This is a genomic window from Bacillus sp. Hm123, from assembly GCF_051842975.2.
GTDB lineage: Bacteria > Bacillota > Bacilli > Bacillales > Domibacillaceae > Bacillus_CE.
In genome coordinates, this window is sequence record NZ_CM200277.1 from 1069096 (window position 1) to 1085609 (window position 16514).

Below are 16514 nucleotides of genomic sequence, written 5' to 3' on the forward strand. Positions count from 1 at the left end.
ATTTTATCTAAAAATTTGTAAGCGTTTACTTCTGTCGATGCTATGAAAATATGACGAAGGAAGGTGGATTGGATGAATGGGAATCATGCAGGCCAATCGCAATTGAAGCGAGCGATCAAGAGCCGACATTTATTTATGATGTCGCTCGGTGGAATTATAGGAACAGGGTTGTTTTTAGGTTCTGGTTATGCCATTGGTGAAGCTGGTCCGGCTGGAGCGATATTGGCTTATTTAGTAGGCGGGCTCCTCATGTTTTTAGTAATGGTCTGTTTAGGTGAGTTATCTGTTGTGATGCCTGTATCGGGTTCTTTTCAGGCACACGCTACGAAATTTATTGGTCCTGCAACCGGTTTTGTCATTGGCTGGGTGTATTGGTTCAGTTGGGCGTTGTATGTAGGGCTTGAATTTATTGCAGCCGGTTTGTTAATGAAGAGGTGGTTTCCTGATGTGCCTGTTTGGATTTGGTGTGCTTTATTCGTCCTCTTACTTTTCTTCATTAACTCACTGGCAAGTAGAAGTTTTGCTGAGACTGAATACTGGTTTGCTGGTATTAAAGTGTTGGCGGTCATTCTCTTTATTATCATAGGTTTAGCTGCGATGTTTGGTGTATTGAAGATGGAAAGTGAACCGGCTCCATATTTGTCTCATTTTATTGGAGATGGATTATTTCCGGCAGGTATGGTCGGTGTATTTATATCGATGATGACGGTCATTTATGCGTTTCAAGGATCAGAAATTATGGGCGTAGCAGCCGGAGAAACAGAGGAACCAGAAAAGAATATTCCGAAAGCGATTCGTAATATTGTTGTGCGTGTTGTATTGTTTTACATTATGGCTATTTTTGTGTTGTCAGCGCTTGTTCCATGGCAAGAAGCGGGGGTGTTAGAAAGCCCGTTTGTGACGGTGTTTGATATGGTAGGCATCCCGTATGCCGCTGATATTATGAACTTTGTTATTTTGACGGCTATTCTATCTGTTGGAAATACCGGCTTGTTTGCTTGTACACGTATATTATATTCACTTTCCTTAGATGGGATGGCACCGAAAGCTTTCTCGAAATTAAACAAGCGTGGGGTTCCTTCTAACGCTTTAGTTGTTACTCTCATATTTGCTTTAATTTCGTTACTGACAAGCATTGTAGCGGCAGACACGCTATTTGTTATTTTACTCGCAATTAGCGGAATTGGAGGGACGTTAACGTGGATGGCGATTGCTGTTGCTCAATTGATGTTCCGGAAACAGTATATTCAAAATGGGGGGCAAGTGGAGGATTTGAAGTTTAGAGTTCGCTTCTATCCATTTGTACCGATCCTCTGTATCATTATGTGCGCCTCCATCTTTGTGTTTACTGCATTTGATCCTGTTCAACGAATCTCTCTTTATTGGGGGTTGGGTTTTATAGGAGCATGCTATTTGTATTATTATATGATGTTCACAAGGAAGCAGGCGACTTTGCCAACAACTCCAGATTTAGAAGCAAGCCCTATCATTAAAAAAGAAATTTAACATAATCTGAGAGAAGTCCTCTTCCTCAAGTGCGAAGCGATAAGTGGGGGAAATTCATTCATTGAACATATGAAAAAGCCACCAACCGAAATCCGGCTGGTGGCTTTTTCGATGAGTATCGACAAAACTCGGGGAGTGACAGGCACTCTCTCTTACATGTAACCCCAAATCATTGTGAACATTGATCCAAGAATTGTGATGACTCCAACAAATAAAGCGTAAGCAATATTTATATATAGAGAAGCTTTGTCAGATGTTTCTCCAATGTGCATGAATAGCAGTAATTGAACGCTAGCTTGAGCTGCAGCAGTAACGAGTAATACCGTCATGCCAGCTGTAAATGACATATCAAAATACCAAACTGTTAGGGCAGCAAGTGAAAGGACTAGTGAAAAAACGAATCCCATCACATGATGTCTAGGGAAATATTGTTTCATTATTACATCAATCCTTTCAAGTATACGAAGCTAAAGATAAAAATCCAAACAACGTCAAGGAAGTGCCAGTATAAAGAGAAGATAAACGATTTATTTGTTGTTTCAGGCGTTAAACCGTGTTTCTTCACTTGCATCATAATAGCTGTTCCCCATAGTAAGCCGAACGTAACGTGAAGTCCGTGAGTACCAAGTAAAGTGAACAAGCTAGATAAGAAGGCGCTTGTTTGCATTGTAGCTCCTTCATGAACGTATGTGACGAATTCGAAAATCTCAACGCTCAAGAATCCTAAACCTAACACTAAAGTGATACCAAAGAAAGTCATCATTGCTTTTTTCGCACCAAGGCGCATCGCATTGATACCAAGGCCGATTGTAAAACTACTTGTTAATAAGATGATTGTTTCTAGCATAACTGGTCCCATCTCGAAAATTTCAGAACCAGATAGGCCGTTACCTGTACGGTGTTCTAATACGAAATATACAGCAAATAGGGTGGAGAAGAGGGCAATTTCTGCCCCTAAAAAGACCCAAAATCCTAAGATCTTTAATCGATTCTCCTCTGTACTATATTCTAAAGGTAGCGAGTTATCTATTTTCATTTTCCTTCACCTCGCAATGCTTTTTCCGTGCGTTCAATCTCTTCAACAGAGACATAGTAGCCATGATCTTGTTCAAATGTGCGATAAGTCATTGTCGCTAGTACAACTAGACCAGCAATGATCGCAAGATTCCACCAGTTGAACACTGCGAAGAATCCTAAGAAGAAGAAAGCCACACCCATGATAAACGGTTGTCCGCTATTGTTTGGCATATGAATTGGTTCATATGGACCATCATCTGTTAGTGGCTTATTATCTTTCTTAGCAAACCAATAAGCATCAATTGATTTAATTGTTGGTACTTTTGCAAAGTTGTAGAATGGAACTGGGCTGTGCGTGCTCCACTCCAATGATCTTGCATCCCAAGGGTCGCCGTTCGTATCACGAGGGCTGTAACGGATGCTCCAATAAATGTTGTAAACAAGAATAATGAAACCAATCGTTAAGCCTATGGCACCGATAAATGAAAGCATATTTAATGGGCCATAGCCTGTACTTTCTGAATACGTAAACATACGACGTGTCATCCCATCAAGTCCTAGAATGAATAGTGGGAAGAATGTCACGTTAAAGCTAATAATAATAAACCAGAAAGAAATCTTTCCAAGACGCTCGTTCAAACGGAAACCGAATACTTTCGGGAACCAGAAGTAAAGTCCAGCGATTACTGCGAAAACAGTCCCTGGAATCAATACGTAGTGGAAGTGAGCAACAAGGAACATTGTATTATGGTATTGATAGTCAGCACTTGCCATCGCAAGCATAACTCCGGTTACCCCACCGATTGTAAAGATCGGAATAAAGGCAAGGGAATAGAGCATTGGCGTAGTAAAGCTGATTTTCCCTTTACGTAAAGTAAATAGCCAGTTGAATATTTTAACTCCGGTTGGTACAGCGATCGCCATTGTTGTAATGGAGAAGACACTGTTAACCATCGCGCCATGTCCCATTGTATAGAAGTGATGCGCCCATACAAGGAAAGATAGCAAGGAAATAACAACCATACTCGCAACCATTGACTTATAACCGTATAGGTTTTTACGAGCAAATGCAGAAATGACTTCACTGTAAATTCCAAAAGCAGGTAAGATAACGATATATACTTCAGGATGTCCCCATACCCAGAACAAGTTTGCCCAAAGCATGTCCATACCACCATTGTCCATCGCAAAGAATTGCGTACCGAACTGGCGATCTAACATCATTAATGCAAGAGCAACTGTTAATACAGGGAAAGCAAATACGATAATTACGTTTGTAATTAATACGGACCAAGTAAACATTGGCATCTTCATTAAAGTCATACCTGGTGCACGCATTTTTAGAATTGTGACGATGAAGTTAATTCCCGTCATTAATGTCCCAAGTCCCGCAATTTGTAGGGCAATTGAGTAATAGTTATTTGCTACTCCTGGGCTAATATCTGGACCTGATAACGGGAAGTAAGCCGTCCATCCAGCGTCAGGAGATCCACCGATTACGAAGGAGATGTTTAATAGCATCGCACCGAAAAAGAACAACCAAAAGCTGACAGCGTTCAATCGTGGAAATGCTACGTCACGTGCTCCGATTTGAAGTGGAATAACAACGTTCATCAATCCAATGATAAATGGCATAGCCATAAATAAGATCATGATGAGTCCGTGTGTTGTAAAGATTTCATTGTAATGTTGTGCGTTTAAAAGTTTGTTGTCTGGCACCGCTGTTTGTGCACGCATTAATACAGCGTCGACGCCTCCGCGGAAAAGCATCAATAAAGCAGCTATGATGTACATGACACCAATACGTTTATGATCAACAGTTGTTAACCATTCAGTCCAAAGATAACCCCATTTTTTAAAATAGGTTAATCCTGCAACGATGGCAACCGAAACGACGACGATGCTGACCATGGCACCGTAAATCATTGGATCACCGGTTACGAAAAATTCGTCCCATTTCATAGGTGTGACTCCTTTCATGCTTTGAAATAATAATTATTCCCCATGATGTTGCGTATGCTCATGATGTTCTTCAGAGGATGGGGAAGTTTTGTTTTCCTCGTCTGAATTTCCATGATTGTGTCCACCGTGTTCACCTTCTGGAGCAGGGCGGAATTCTAAATGAGTGGAACTATATGTTTCACGTCCAACGAACTCAGCTTTTAAAAGTTTATCAAACTCTTTTTCTGTTAAATCAGACGCTGTGTCTTTTACGTCAGTTACCCATTCATCATAATCAGCTGGAGTCATTGCTTGTGTTTCAAACTCCATATGAGCGAAACCTTTACCATTAAAGTTTGAGTTTCTACCTACATAAGATCCAGGTGTATCAGCAACTAGGTTAATCTTTGTGACCATGTCACTCATTGCGTATTTCTGTCCAGCTAACTGTGGAATCCAGAAGCTTGTAATTGGACCGAATGAATATAGTCGAAATTCAACTGGTCGGTCAGTCGGAATGTTGACATAGTTAACTGTCTCAATTCCTTCTTCAGGATAGCTGAAATGCCATTTCCAGTTAGAAGAAGAAGCATAAATAACTAATGGTTTTTCTTCAGCATACCCCTTTGGTGTCGTTTCCACCTCATATGTTGTCTTTACAGTAACAACAGATAAGAAAGTAACGATAAGGATTGGAATAAGTGTCCAAATGATTTCTAGCCAGTGATTTCCTTCCTCATACGGAGGTTCATAATCTTTATCTTGCTTCGAAGCACGATACTTTGTAAGCACATACACATAAAGTACGTAAACAACGAGTAAGATACCAGCCATCACGATAATTGAAAGAATAATCGTGTCAGATAAAGTTTTGGCAGATGGTCCTTTTGGATCTAAGACCATCAATGAATTTCCACAACCAGTAAGAACTGTGGAAATAGTGAAAATAACAAATAAAAAAGCCCATTTCATCTTCATATTGTACTCCTTCCTTAAACATAGTGAAACACAGCCAAACAATATGTTTGACTCCTTAAGTATTTCAAAATAATTCTCTATGGATAATAGCTGTAAATTACTTGAAATATATATCCATATCTCATATCTTAGTCTCATTTGATTTAAAAGACAATTAAAAAACAATTTTGTCACAAAAGTTTCAATATTGTAAGTTAATGATTAGGAAATAGTGATTTAAATGGTAAAAGCCGGTGAGGAGTCTAGTGTTAAATTATCTTAATATTATATTTATTTATGAAGTCACCTCGTGAGAAGAGATGGAGTTTTGTATAAGTTTGATTTTAATTTTCAATTGAAAAAGACCGCTGCATAGAAAGTAGCGGTCCTTTCGACAAAATCCGGGGAGTGACAAACACTCCTTTACTTAAAGAAAGCCTTGTCGATATTGTATTTGGCTTGAAGTTTGTTGATGATGTAGGTTTCATAAATTTCTCGTTCAACTGGGTCTTCAATATAACAAACAGCAATTTTGTATACTTCGTCTCTATGATTTTTGATTGGAGATACTGTGTCTTCGAAGTTTTTGCGAATTCGCAGTCTGAGCTTTCTTGCTTTCCCTACATAAAGCAGTTGATCATGAACATCGAAAAACATGAAAATGCCGCCTTTATCACGAGCGATTTTCGTATAATCAGTAAAGCCATACTCGGTACTTAGTTCTGGTTCGCCCGGTTCTCCAACTTGTTTATTTTTCTTAATGACGATATTTGGTTCAGGAATCGTAATTTTAATCAATCTAAGTCACTTCCTACTATTATTTATAGAACTCATTTTCAATGGATACCCCACTATAGCACACTTCTGGTGTTTTCACCATAGATAGGAGAGTGAGCTGTTTTTTCATTGTCTTCCTATTTATATAGCCCTATAATTGAGATATCTCACAATAAAAGAGGTGGTATAGTTGACACTTGATGAAGTAATGGATCAACTTGAACAGTTAGGTACAGAACAAACGAAGAAAACATATACTCGTCATGGAGCGAAAGAACCTTTCTTTGGAGTGAAGGTTGGCGATTTAAAAAAGTTGGTTAAGCACGTTAAGAAGGATCAAGAGTTAGCTTTAGCATTATTTGATACGAATAATCATGATGCGATGTATTTAGCAGGACTCTCAGTCAATCCGAAATTGATGGAAAAAGAAACGCTGCAACAATGGGTCAAAAAAGCTAATTGGTATATGCTTGCGGAGTATACCGTAGCTAGTGTGGCAGCAGAGAGTTCCCACGCTCTTGAATTAGCTAGAGAATGGATCAATTCAAAGGAAGAAATGGTTGCAACCTGTGGATGGAGTACGTACGCCAATTATTTATCGATCACTCCAAATGAGGAGATAAATTTAGAGGAAATTCGATCGTTCATGAATCGAGTCAAAGAAACAATTCATGAAGAACAAAATCGAGTGCGTTACACGATGAATGGATTCATCATTAGTGTAGGGACGTATATCACATCTTTACATGAAGAGGCAATGAATGTTGCTGAGCATATTGGAAAAGTCCATGTAGATGTTGGGCAGACAGCTTGTAAAGTACCACTTGCAAGCGAATATATTGAAAAAGTAAAACAAAGAAACAAAGTTGGGGTCAAAAGAAAAACTTGTATATGTTAACAAATAAGGTAAACGTAAATAACTAACAAGGCTGCAGGATATTTCCTGCAGCCTTGTTTAATAACCACCCATTTTTCATTCGAAGTTTTTGATATTTCATACAAGGTAATTGACAAGTTGTGTGAAATGAATACAGTTAAATGGCCAATCAGGCATAATGTATGTAAAGAGAGGTGATCAATCATGAAGGTGAAAATTGACATCAATGATGAGCATGATGAAACATATATTACTATTCAAGCGAAGGAGTGGTCAGAAGAATTAGAGTATATCCTGAAGATGATTAAGAACACGAATTCGAAACGATTATTGGGTGTTGAGCAAGATCAATCTATTTTAATACATCCGAATGAGATCGATTATGTATTTGCTGAGAATCGAAAAGTATTTGCGGCGATAGCTCAACAAAAGGTTGAGTTGAAAATGAAATTGTATGAAGTGGAATCTTTACTTAAAAGGCTTCACTTTACTCGTTTTTCTAAATCGGTGATCGGTAACCTTAATCAAATTCTCCGTTTTGAGCTCGTTTTTAACGGTAATCTTTGTGTTCATTTTAAATCAGGAAATAAGGAATACGTCACCCGAAGCTATGTTGCTGAAATAAAAGAAAAATTAATTCTAGGAGGTGGTTCTCATGGGGATTGAAGCAGTGAAAAGAGGATTAGCTGGGCTCGGTTTTGGAGCGGTGATCACCTTTATCGCTTTAACAGTTTTGGATAGGGGGAATATTGATATTTCTCTGCATGAAATTCGAGTTCAAATACTAGCGAGTTTAGCGATCGGAGGGTATTTTGGCATCGCTTCCCTTATCTTTGATATTGAAAAATGGAGTCCATTAAAACAGACGATTTCTCATTTCTGCCTTTCGATGGTTATTTTTTATCCTATCGCACTAAGTATCGGTTGGATTCCGCTGCAATTTGTGTTCATTTTCATAAGCTTAGTAATCTTCATACTTGTCTATGGCTTATTTTGGTTTAGTTTCAGGTGGTATTTTAAACGAATGGAAAGAATTTTAAATGCTTCAATAAAGGGGGAGAAGGAATAAAGGTGAAGTGGGATTCGTAAATAGCCCGAATCCCACTCTTTTTTATTTGTCTTGTCGGACCTTCCTAATTTGCTTCATTAAATGGTTGACGAACACATCATCTCTTACAAGCCATGCAGCGTAATATCTTTTTAAGAAGCTTTCTCCATCTATAAAGCTAGAAAAAGTTTCTGTTATTTTTGATTTACTATGATTGACGGCCCATTTATGATCGTTTATAGGATGAAGCAGAAACGTTTCTTCTGCCCGACTTTCATATAAGGAACCAAAGGAGGATTCTTTCACGTTGTAGCGGTTTCTTTTGGCATCTTCTCGTAATGGTTCGAGATGAAAGGTGCTAGTAACAAACAATTTATAAGCGTCTTCTGTTAATGAACAGCCGGCCGCTTTTGCGTGTCCACCACCTCCAAAATCGTTGGCAACCTCGGATACATCAATATGATCGTGTATCGTTCGGAAACCTAGTCGCTTACCTCCGATATTAATAATGGCAATATAATCAAGATGCGGATATTCTTTTCCTAGTTCATTGCCAAGCTCTGAGTGATACGATTCTGCATAGACGATACCGGCAAAGTATTCTCCGATTGGCGCTTGGATGAGCTCTCGACGTTTCCGGCGAATATAACGTTCGATTTTGTTTTCTTCCATATCTAATATTTTTTGCTCAAATTCATCAAAGAAGAAGTGATCACTATGTTTTAATCGGTGAACCATTTTTTCTTCAAATTCATCAATCGATATTAAAAAGAAGAGAGCATTAAGTCTTTGTGCATCTTGGTTATCATTTTTCTCCCATTCCCAAGTATCGTACTGTCTGACGAGTTCCACAAATTCAGTCACTGCGGGAGAAGGCTCCAGTAGTTTGTGTTTGATCAGGTATTCATATAGAAGGGAAGTGGCAGATGTTAATCTTCTTTCATTATCTTCCATCACAATATGTCCCCAATCGTACTCATTCAGATGCAGAGCGGTTTTATGATGGTCGAGCAGTTGGATTTTTCCTCCTGCTTGATAAAACTCATTGAGTCGCTTTTCATTTTCCTCGTTCACCGACAAATCCGTAATCAACAAAAATGTTTCTTTATCGCCGTTTTCTAAAAACCATTGTACTTCATGGTTGAGACTTGAAATCGAGTTGTAGCGAATTTGAACTTGTTTTCCGAATGCAAGCTTCGCTAGAATACCACAACCAATCCCATCTAAATCATTATGTGATAACAGTCGATACATATATTTCACCTCATATTTAGTATGGCGAAACATGAGGTGAAATATTAACAAAACGGACTCGAAAGCAGAAATGAATTCTTTCGAGTCCGTTTTGTTAAATTAATTAGCTTCAAGTTGCTTCAATTTTTTATCGAGAATTAAGTTGCCAAATGGAATAAAGGCAACAATAACGGAGACAATTGGCCATAGTAGATTCCATCTTGTTTTAAAGGTGACGTACATAATGACTAGGCAATAGGTGATAAATAAAGCGCCATGAATGGAGCCAACGATTCGTACAGCTTCAGGAATATCTGCCCAATATTTAAGAGGCATCGCAATAAAAAGCAGGATTAAAAGAGAGGCTCCTTCAAAGTGGCCCATCAATCGTAATTTGCCGATCGGTGTTTTGAGCATCTATATATTTCCTCCAATCGAATAAATTTCAATAATAGTTGATTCAAAGAAATCAGTGTATCTTTCTTCTAGGCAATCAATAATATCGTTCTATTATGAGGGAAATCGAGTGAAAAGTACATTTTATTGCTTCAAGGACAAACATCCTTTCTTAAGTGAAATAAATGCATATATTACTAGTAAAAGATAGAAAGGAGAAGAAATAGTGGGGAAATATTGTGAATTAAATGATCGAGTGGCAGGTTTAGAAGTGAAATTAGAAAAGATTTTAGCTCAACTTCAAAAACAAAATCAATATCAAGGTCAATACCAAGATCAATATCAATATCAAAATCAATGGCAAGCGCAAGGTCAATATGATACAGAAAAAGATACAGTCATTCTTAAAGATATCGGAAACCCGCGCGTCCATCTACACAACAATCATTTCTTGTTAATCGTTATCTTTATCTTTGTTTTCTCTGGCGGAGCACCTTGTTCAGGTTCAACTGTCGATAACTAAAATCGGTCATAAAAAATTTATGCAGGAAAGAGGTGAATGTGATGAGTAAATACTATGATCTATATGAAAGAGTAGAACATTTAGATGTTCAATTAGAGCAGATTTTGGCACAGCTTCAAAAACAAAATCAAAATCAATGGCAAGGTCAAGATCAATATCAATGGCAAAATCAATACCAAGCGCAAGGCCAGTATGATGAGGAAAAAGATACAACAGTTCTTAAAAATATCGGAAACCCGCATGTCCATGTACACAACAACGACTTTCTCATTATCATTGTTTTAGTATTCATTTTCCACGGTAGAAAGGGCAATGATAGTGGATTTGCAGACGGACAATCATTAGCATCTTTATTAGAGATGCTGAAAGAATTCGGTAAATAATTTAGATGAAACAGAAAGCTCCACTCCTCACTCAAGAGAGGGGTGGAGCTTATTTAGTAAGGTAGCACTAGTCACTTAAAACTGTACAGCTAGTTTTGCTGCTTTTTCCTTGCCTTGTTCAATGATTTCCTCAGCTTTGTCTGGGAATTGGTTATGACCTTCGACAATGACAGTAGATAGATCGGTAATTCCTAAGAATGTAAGAATGCTTGTTACGTAGTTAACCGCCATTTCCATTGATTGAGCTGGTCCTTCAGAATATACGCCACCTCTTGCGTTAAGTAGAATGGCTTTTTTATCTGTCAGCATTCCTACAGGGCCTTCAGGTGTGTAACGGAATGTTTTTCCTGCTTGACATAAATAGTCAAAATACGTATGTAAAACAGCAGGAACTGTGAAATTCCAAAGCGGAAAGGCGATGACAATTTTATCAGCGGCAAGGAATTGATTTAAATATTGATTCACTACATCAGTAGCTTGTTGTTCTTCAGCTGTTAATTCCATTCCTTTTGCTAGCTTGAACATCCCATTAATCTTCGTTGTATCGTAATAGGACAAGTTTTCTTCAAATAAATCTAATTCGGTAATCTTCGCTTCTGGATGAGCTTCTTTATAACTATCAAGAAATGCTTGGTAAAGTTGTACGCTGACCGCTTGTTCTAACGGTCGAGAGTTTGCTTTAATAAATAATACATTTTCCATCTGGATCGCCTCTTTTGTGTAAATTTTGCTTAATAATATGTATAAGTCACTACGTAGAAAAATATTTGAATTTAAGATGTTGCTATAGCAACTTTAAGGACTCAAAAAGAATGAGAACTATCGCAAATTCTCACGCATTTTTGATAAGACAGCTCTAACAGTTTGCAACTCTTCTTCTGAAATTCCTTTGTAAATTTGCTTGTTAATCTCCTTCGCGATCGGAATAATGATTTCTTTAAGGTCGGCTCCTTTTTCTGTAAGAAATACTTTGAGAGAGCGGCGATCATGCTGACAGCACACTCTACGAATGAGCCCTTTTTGCTCTAAGTTTAGTAGCATGCGGGCAATGTTAGTCTTGTCTTTTTTTAGCTGTTCAGCAATCTCCTGCTGGCTTAGTCCATCTTTCTTCCAAAGGAGCATCATCACTAAATTCTGTTCTGGAGCGATGTTGAAAGGAGCTAGTCTACTTTTCACTTCACTCGTAATGAGTAAATCGGTTTGATGAATGTAAATACTAATATATTCATCTAAGGATACATTCAAATTGATCACCTACAAATAGTTGCTATACATACTATTAACAATGATAGTGTAATCAATGAGATGTAGACTGTCAATCACTAAGTTTGGCGTTGTAAAAAATGACTCCAGTTATTATAGGAGAGTCACTTGCTTTTTTTGTTCTGGGTTTAAACTTTTCAAAATCCAAGGCTCATTCCTCCTTGTACTTACCAGCTATTAATGCTTATTCCAAATCAGGCACATTGATCTCGGTATATTGTAAATCAATATCTTTTGGGATTTTAATTTGCAGAATGCCTTCTTTAAAATGAGTGACGGCTCCTTTTTTCTTCACGATAGCTGGGAGAATGACTACTTTTTTATCCTCAGGTGTGGGGATACCTTCAATAATGACTTGATTCGATGTATGGTAAATCTTTAAATGGGAAAACATTGAAGCATCTTCTACTGGGAATTTTACATACACATCTTCATGTGTTTCAAAGACAGAAATATGGATGGTTGGAGCTTCTTTCTTCGGAGACGAATCGATCGGTTGTTGATGATTAGTAGAGGAAAAAGGAGTGTGTTTAAGAAAGTCTAATGATTTTTGCTGTTTCTGTAAAGAATCTGGCATCGATTGTGCGAAGACGTTCTGTACGTATTTTTCAATATCACCTTGGTTAAATTGTTTCATCCACTTTTGCCATTCTTCATTAGAAGAGAAGGGCGACTGAAAAGGAAACATAAGGTTCACTCCTTTCGTTTTCATATTCATGATATTAATAATAAAGGACATAGATGTTCTTCCTTTTTCTGTCCTCTAATTATTATATGACAGCAGCGGAGAAAAGGAATCAAATGATAATGATTAAAATTGGGTAGAGTTTACGTGTATTGGGTCTGCAATATCGCCATAAGATGAATTGGAGCCTTGGGACTTAGCGTTGGCTGTATGTGCATTATGAAGAAAAAGGGGAGGGTATGACAGGTGCTTGTCTTCCGTTTTCATTCAACGTGGAGAAAAATGGTTGACATTTCTATTTATTTACGATAAATTTTGCATAAGGTAAAATATTTTTACCTAAGTAAACTTTTGTTTGAGAGGAGGGGACTAAGTTGTCTAGTTTTTTATTACCGAAATTGCCCTATGATTATGATGAATTAGAACCGTTCATTGATGGTCGAACGTTAGAAATTCACCATGGGAAGCATCATGCAACGTATGTGAACAATTTAAATCATGCGTTGGAAGGATATGAAGGTTTACAAGAGAAATCTCTTGGCTATTTGCTTTCTCATCTATCAGAGCTTCCGAAAGAAATCCAAACCGCTGTTAGAAACAACGGTGGAGGTCATTATAGTCATAGTCTATTTTGGGCGTTAATGAGTCCAAGTGGAGGCGGTGAGCCAAATGGAGATATCGCCAAAGTGATTGATCACTATTTCAACTCCTTTGATAATTTCAAGGACAAGCTATCGCAAGCAGCGATATCAAGATTTGGCAGTGGTTACGGTTGGTTAGTGATGGACGGTGAAGAACTGTCTGTGATGAGTACAGCTAATCAGGATACACCGCTAATGGAAGGGAAGACGCCTTTATTAGTAGTCGATGTGTGGGAGCATGCCTACTATTTGAAATACCAAAATCGACGTCCAGAGTTTGTAGCCAATTGGTGGAACACGGTCAATTGGGATGTAGTGAATGAATTGTATTTAAAAGCTAAGCGTCAAATTGCATAAGGGTAATTGGAATGCCATAATAACCTCCTGGGCCTGGTAACCTAGGAGGCTTTTTTTTACGGACTTAATACCGTTTTTGGAATGTACATAAAAAATTTTTCTGATATAATTACAAATGAAGATAGATTTCCCAATGAAAGCGTTTTCTATCAACCTTAATTATTTTATAAAGGAGCTGCTTCATATCGGCGATAAATAGATCGGTTACTGTCATAATTATATAATATAACAAATGTTGGTGTTCGATTAGGGGGAATAAGGTGAACGGCTCGTTTTCACCTTATTGATAGCTATGTAGGAGGAGTTATTTAGTATGTCTTTAGAAGGGATTTTTCTAGTCATTGTATCAATTATTTTATTGGCGATCGTTGTGCCATTAGTTATCTTTGTTTATTTATGGAAATCGGATCATAAGCAAAAACAACATGCTATTTTACGTAATTTCCCAGTTTTAGGGAAGGCTCGTTATTTGTTTGAAATTATTGGGCCGGAATTTCGGCAATATTTCTTTGATAATGATACTGAAAGTAAACCGTACTCACGTATGGATTTCTTAAATGTTGTATTGCCATCTAAATATTTAGATTATGTGATTCCATTTGGCTCTAAACGTGACTTTGATAAAGAAGGTTATTATATTCGAAATGCGATGTTTCCTAAGCAAAAAGCAGAATTAGCTGTTGATAATGAGGAAGCGGTTTCAACAAAGAAATATATTATTGACAAAGAGAGCCTTATCAACCGTAAAGAACATGCGGAAGAAGTGTCAGCTGATCCATGGTTATTAAAAGAAGAAGATACGATTATTGTCGGTCCGAAGAGAAAGCAGCCTTTTTTCGTTCGTGGACAAATCGGTATGAGTGGAATGAGCTACGGTGCCCTTGGTGAAAATGCGATTACAGCTTTATCAGAAGGTTTAGGTCTTGCACAAGGGACGTGGATGAATACTGGGGAAGGTGGGGTTTCCCCTTATCATTTACAAGGAAATACCGATATTATTATGCAAATTGGTCCGGGACTTTTCGGTGTGCGTGATACAGAGGGGAATTTTTCTTGGGAGAAATTTAAAGAAAAAAGCGCGATTGAACAAATTAAAGCATTTGAATTAAAATTGGGACAAGGAGCGAAAATTCGCGGCGGTCATATTGATGGATCAAAAGTATCGCCAAATATTGCGGAAATTCGCGGGGTTGAACCATATCAAACCGTTGATAGTCCAAACCGCTTCAATCAATTTAATGATCTAGCATCTATGTTTGAATTTGTTGAGGAAATGCAGCAAGTAGGCGGGAAGCCAGTAGGAATTAAAATCGTTGTCGGTGCCTATGATGAAGTGGAACAATTAGCTAAATATATGAAGGAAACAGGAAAAAACCCTGACTTTATCACTGTTGATGGCGGGGAAGGTGGTACAGGTGCTACCTATCAAGAGTTAGCTGATAGTGTTGGTTTGCCAATTAAAAGCGCCCTCTCTTTGCTAGATAAAGCTTTGCGTCAACATGGTGTGCGCGATCAAGTGAAAATTTTTGCTTCAGGTAAATTGTTTACACCGGATCGTGTAGCTGTAGCTTTAGGGATGGGAGCGGATTTAGTAAGTATTGCGCGTGGATTTATGTTTTCTGTCGGTTGTATTAATGCTCAGCATTGTCATACGAATAAATGTCCAGTCGGTGTGGCGACGACAGATCCGGAATTACAACGTGCGCTCGTTATTGATGAGAAAAAGTATCGTGTTGCTAACTATGTAATCGCTATGAGAAAAGGGCTGTACAATATTTCTGCAGCTACTGGAATCGATAACCCAACACAGTTCTCTAAAGAGCATATCGTTTTCAAAGATGCTTATGGGCGTGTGACATCACTACAAAAAATTGTACAGGATGAAACGTCTGAACGAATGAAAGAGCATTCTTTTGTAGGGTAAAGGGCGATTAATATCAGTTGAAAAGTCCACAGAACATATGAACAGTTCTGTGGACTTTTTTATTATAAAAAAACAGAAAATTAAAATAAAACTTGCTTTTTTAGTGTGTATATAGTATTTTTTGATTAACGAATCATTAATCATTATTTTAGAGGGAAAGTATTGAGGTGGATTGTTTTGTCAAATGAGTTTATCAGTGATCAAGAGGCACTAGAAGCATATGATGTAAAAAAGTATCGTACACCCGATGGTTACACGAGTGATATTGTGATTTTCACGATTACTCGAAATGAAAAGACAGAGTTAGGACGTTCGCTAAGCATTTTGTTAATTAAACGAGCAATGGAAAATGCAGAAGGTCAACCGAATATAGAAGGAGGCAAATGGGCGCTTCCTGGAGGGTTTGTTGGACCTCATGAAACGGCCTTCGAAGCGGCGCTGAGAGAGTTAGCGGAAGAAACGGGTATTCATGGGATTCATTTGAAGCATTACGGAGTCTATGATAAAGAGGGAAGAGATCCTAGAGGGTGGATGATTACGAATGCTCATTACGCGGTCGTTCCAGAACATTTGCTTGTTGAGAGAAAAGCCGGTGATGATGCAGCGGATGTTCAATTATTTCACGTTCAAGAAGCGTTGGAATTACCGCTCGCTTTTGATCATAAAGAAATTATTCAAGACGCCTTGCGAATCATCCAAGTGGATATGCTACAGACGACGCTGGCAAAAGAGTTTCTTCCGCAAGAGTTTACTCTGTCGGAATTGCGAAGTGTGATTTTGAGCGTATCGGAGGAGATCGTCGATGAAGTTGTGAAATCAGAACCGTTTTTTTGGCGGAAAGCACCGCGTCTTCCGTTTCTTGAACTCGTCACACTAGAAAACGGTCAACCAAAGACGACGCAAAGAAATTCGAAATATAAAACGAAGCTCTATCGCTTTAATGAATATGTACCAATTAAAAGTATTTATAAATAAAAGGAGTGGTC

General features: G+C 38.0%; 19 protein-coding genes. 9 read left to right on the forward strand and 10 right to left on the reverse strand.

Annotated elements, in window-relative coordinates:
- Positions 1–72: 72 nt before the first annotated feature.
- Positions 73–1506 (forward strand): amino acid permease, encoded by a 1434-nt coding sequence (locus ACSVDJ_RS05630; RefSeq protein WP_439169511.1) that lies wholly within the window; start codon positions 73–75, stop codon positions 1504–1506.
- Between the two features lie 152 nt (positions 1507–1658).
- Here ACSVDJ_RS05630 and qoxD read toward each other — a convergent pair whose 3' ends face one another.
- The 5 genes from qoxD to ACSVDJ_RS05655 all read right to left on the reverse strand — a co-directional run bounded on the left by qoxD (position 1659) and on the right by ACSVDJ_RS05655 (position 6189).
- Complete coding sequence (gene qoxD / locus ACSVDJ_RS05635) at positions 1659–1943, reverse strand: cytochrome aa3 quinol oxidase subunit IV (RefSeq protein WP_094834787.1); 285 nt, start codon at positions 1941–1943, stop codon at positions 1659–1661.
- Positions 1944–1945: 2 nt separating this feature from the next.
- Complete coding sequence (qoxC, locus tag ACSVDJ_RS05640) at positions 1946–2542, reverse strand: cytochrome aa3 quinol oxidase subunit III (RefSeq protein WP_439169510.1); 597 nt, start codon at positions 2540–2542, stop codon at positions 1946–1948.
- A complete protein-coding gene (gene qoxB / locus ACSVDJ_RS05645) occupies positions 2539–4485 on the reverse strand; it encodes a cytochrome aa3 quinol oxidase subunit I (protein ID WP_439169508.1) in 1947 nt (648 codons plus the stop codon). The genes qoxC and qoxB overlap by 4 nt, the downstream gene beginning before the upstream one ends.
- 33 nt (positions 4486–4518) lie before the next feature.
- Positions 4519–5442 carry a cytochrome aa3 quinol oxidase subunit II gene (qoxA, locus tag ACSVDJ_RS05650; RefSeq protein WP_439169506.1) on the reverse strand — a complete coding sequence of 308 codons (924 nt, stop codon included), beginning with the start codon at positions 5440–5442 and terminating at the stop codon, positions 4519–4521.
- A gap of 402 nt (positions 5443–5844) precedes the next feature.
- Positions 5845–6189, reverse strand: coding sequence for a nucleotide excision repair endonuclease (locus tag ACSVDJ_RS05655; RefSeq protein ID WP_439169755.1), 345 nt, complete (start codon positions 6187–6189; stop codon positions 5845–5847).
- A 199-nt stretch (positions 6190–6388) separates the two neighbouring features.
- Here ACSVDJ_RS05655 and ACSVDJ_RS05660 point away from each other — a divergent pair, with 199 nt between their 5' ends.
- The 3 genes from ACSVDJ_RS05660 (at position 6389) to ACSVDJ_RS05670 (ending at position 8144) form a co-directional block, all read left to right on the forward strand.
- Positions 6389–7096, forward strand: a complete 708-nt coding sequence (locus tag ACSVDJ_RS05660) for a DNA alkylation repair protein (RefSeq protein ID WP_439169505.1) — start codon at positions 6389–6391, stop codon at positions 7094–7096.
- A 183-nt stretch (positions 7097–7279) separates the two neighbouring features.
- Complete coding sequence (locus ACSVDJ_RS05665; RefSeq protein ID WP_439169504.1) at positions 7280–7741, forward strand: LytTR family DNA-binding domain-containing protein; 462 nt, start codon at positions 7280–7282, stop codon at positions 7739–7741.
- Positions 7731–8144 carry a DUF3021 domain-containing protein gene (locus ACSVDJ_RS05670; protein WP_439169502.1) on the forward strand — a complete coding sequence of 138 codons (414 nt, stop codon included), beginning with the start codon at positions 7731–7733 and terminating at the stop codon, positions 8142–8144. The genes ACSVDJ_RS05665 and ACSVDJ_RS05670 overlap by 11 nt, the downstream gene beginning before the upstream one ends.
- A gap of 42 nt (positions 8145–8186) precedes the next feature.
- Here the strand turns inward: ACSVDJ_RS05670 and ACSVDJ_RS05675 are convergent, their stop codons facing one another.
- The gene (locus ACSVDJ_RS05675; RefSeq protein ID WP_439169500.1) at positions 8187–9377 is read right to left on the reverse strand and encodes a DHH family phosphoesterase; all 1191 of its coding nucleotides are present in this window, start codon (positions 9375–9377) and stop codon (positions 8187–8189) included.
- Between the two features lie 99 nt (positions 9378–9476).
- Positions 9477–9773 (reverse strand): DUF3817 domain-containing protein, encoded by a 297-nt coding sequence (locus ACSVDJ_RS05680; protein ID WP_100403248.1) that lies wholly within the window; start codon positions 9771–9773, stop codon positions 9477–9479.
- Positions 9774–9978: 205 nt separating this feature from the next.
- On the opposite strand from ACSVDJ_RS05680, the gene ACSVDJ_RS05685 reads away from it, so the two are divergent.
- Positions 9979–10275, forward strand: a complete 297-nt coding sequence (locus ACSVDJ_RS05685; protein ID WP_439169498.1) for a hypothetical protein — start codon at positions 9979–9981, stop codon at positions 10273–10275.
- Between the two features lie 41 nt (positions 10276–10316).
- Entirely contained in the window at positions 10317–10658 is a 342-nt protein-coding gene (locus tag ACSVDJ_RS05690) for a hypothetical protein (protein WP_439169496.1), read from the forward strand.
- A gap of 75 nt (positions 10659–10733) precedes the next feature.
- Here the strand turns inward: ACSVDJ_RS05690 and ACSVDJ_RS05695 are convergent, their stop codons facing one another.
- The 3 genes from ACSVDJ_RS05695 to ACSVDJ_RS05705 all read right to left on the reverse strand — a co-directional run bounded on the left by ACSVDJ_RS05695 (position 10734) and on the right by ACSVDJ_RS05705 (position 12639).
- The gene (locus ACSVDJ_RS05695) at positions 10734–11360 is read right to left on the reverse strand and encodes an FMN-dependent NADH-azoreductase (protein WP_439169495.1); all 627 of its coding nucleotides are present in this window, start codon (positions 11358–11360) and stop codon (positions 10734–10736) included.
- A 117-nt stretch (positions 11361–11477) separates the two neighbouring features.
- On the reverse strand, positions 11478–11912 hold the full coding sequence (locus ACSVDJ_RS05700; protein WP_439169493.1) for a MarR family winged helix-turn-helix transcriptional regulator: 435 nt from the start codon (positions 11910–11912) through the stop codon (positions 11478–11480).
- Between the two features lie 193 nt (positions 11913–12105).
- Positions 12106–12639, reverse strand: coding sequence for an Hsp20/alpha crystallin family protein (locus ACSVDJ_RS05705; RefSeq protein ID WP_518620211.1), 534 nt, complete (start codon positions 12637–12639; stop codon positions 12106–12108).
- A 341-nt stretch (positions 12640–12980) separates the two neighbouring features.
- On the opposite strand from ACSVDJ_RS05705, the gene ACSVDJ_RS05710 reads away from it, so the two are divergent.
- The 3 genes from ACSVDJ_RS05710 to ACSVDJ_RS05720 all read left to right on the forward strand — a co-directional run bounded on the left by ACSVDJ_RS05710 (position 12981) and on the right by ACSVDJ_RS05720 (position 16503).
- Positions 12981–13604 (forward strand): superoxide dismutase, encoded by a 624-nt coding sequence (locus tag ACSVDJ_RS05710; RefSeq protein WP_439169490.1) that lies wholly within the window; start codon positions 12981–12983, stop codon positions 13602–13604.
- A 313-nt stretch (positions 13605–13917) separates the two neighbouring features.
- Positions 13918–15528, forward strand: a complete 1611-nt coding sequence (locus tag ACSVDJ_RS05715; RefSeq protein ID WP_439169489.1) for an FMN-binding glutamate synthase family protein — start codon at positions 13918–13920, stop codon at positions 15526–15528.
- A gap of 177 nt (positions 15529–15705) precedes the next feature.
- Positions 15706–16503 carry an NUDIX domain-containing protein gene (locus tag ACSVDJ_RS05720; RefSeq protein ID WP_439169487.1) on the forward strand — a complete coding sequence of 266 codons (798 nt, stop codon included), beginning with the start codon at positions 15706–15708 and terminating at the stop codon, positions 16501–16503.
- Positions 16504–16514: the final 11 nt, after the last annotated feature.

Bases quoted from the DNA above. Each gene is read 5' to 3' on its own strand.
- ACSVDJ_RS05630 (WP_439169511.1), top strand. From the start codon at position 73: ATGAATGGGAATCATGCAGGCCAATCGCAATTGAAGCGAGCGATCAAG.
- qoxD (WP_094834787.1), bottom strand. From the start codon at position 1,943: ATGAAACAATATTTCCCTAGACATCATGTGATGGGATTCGTTTTTTCA.
- qoxC (WP_439169510.1), bottom strand. From the start codon at position 2,542: ATGAAAATAGATAACTCGCTACCTTTAGAATATAGTACAGAGGAGAAT.
- qoxB (WP_439169508.1), bottom strand. From the start codon at position 4,485: ATGAAATGGGACGAATTTTTCGTAACCGGTGATCCAATGATTTACGGT.
- qoxA (WP_439169506.1), bottom strand. From the start codon at position 5,442: ATGAAGATGAAATGGGCTTTTTTATTTGTTATTTTCACTATTTCCACA.
- ACSVDJ_RS05665 (WP_439169504.1), top strand. From the start codon at position 7,280: ATGAAGGTGAAAATTGACATCAATGATGAGCATGATGAAACATATATT.
- ACSVDJ_RS05670 (WP_439169502.1), top strand. From the start codon at position 7,731: ATGGGGATTGAAGCAGTGAAAAGAGGATTAGCTGGGCTCGGTTTTGGA.
- ACSVDJ_RS05675 (WP_439169500.1), bottom strand. From the start codon at position 9,377: ATGTATCGACTGTTATCACATAATGATTTAGATGGGATTGGTTGTGGT.
- ACSVDJ_RS05680 (WP_100403248.1), bottom strand. From the start codon at position 9,773: ATGCTCAAAACACCGATCGGCAAATTACGATTGATGGGCCACTTTGAA.
- ACSVDJ_RS05690 (WP_439169496.1), top strand. From the start codon at position 10,317: ATGAGTAAATACTATGATCTATATGAAAGAGTAGAACATTTAGATGTT.
- ACSVDJ_RS05695 (WP_439169495.1), bottom strand. From the start codon at position 11,360: ATGGAAAATGTATTATTTATTAAAGCAAACTCTCGACCGTTAGAACAA.
- ACSVDJ_RS05705 (WP_518620211.1), bottom strand. From the start codon at position 12,639: ATGAATATGAAAACGAAAGGAGTGAACCTTATGTTTCCTTTTCAGTCG.
- ACSVDJ_RS05715 (WP_439169489.1), top strand. From the start codon at position 13,918: ATGTCTTTAGAAGGGATTTTTCTAGTCATTGTATCAATTATTTTATTG.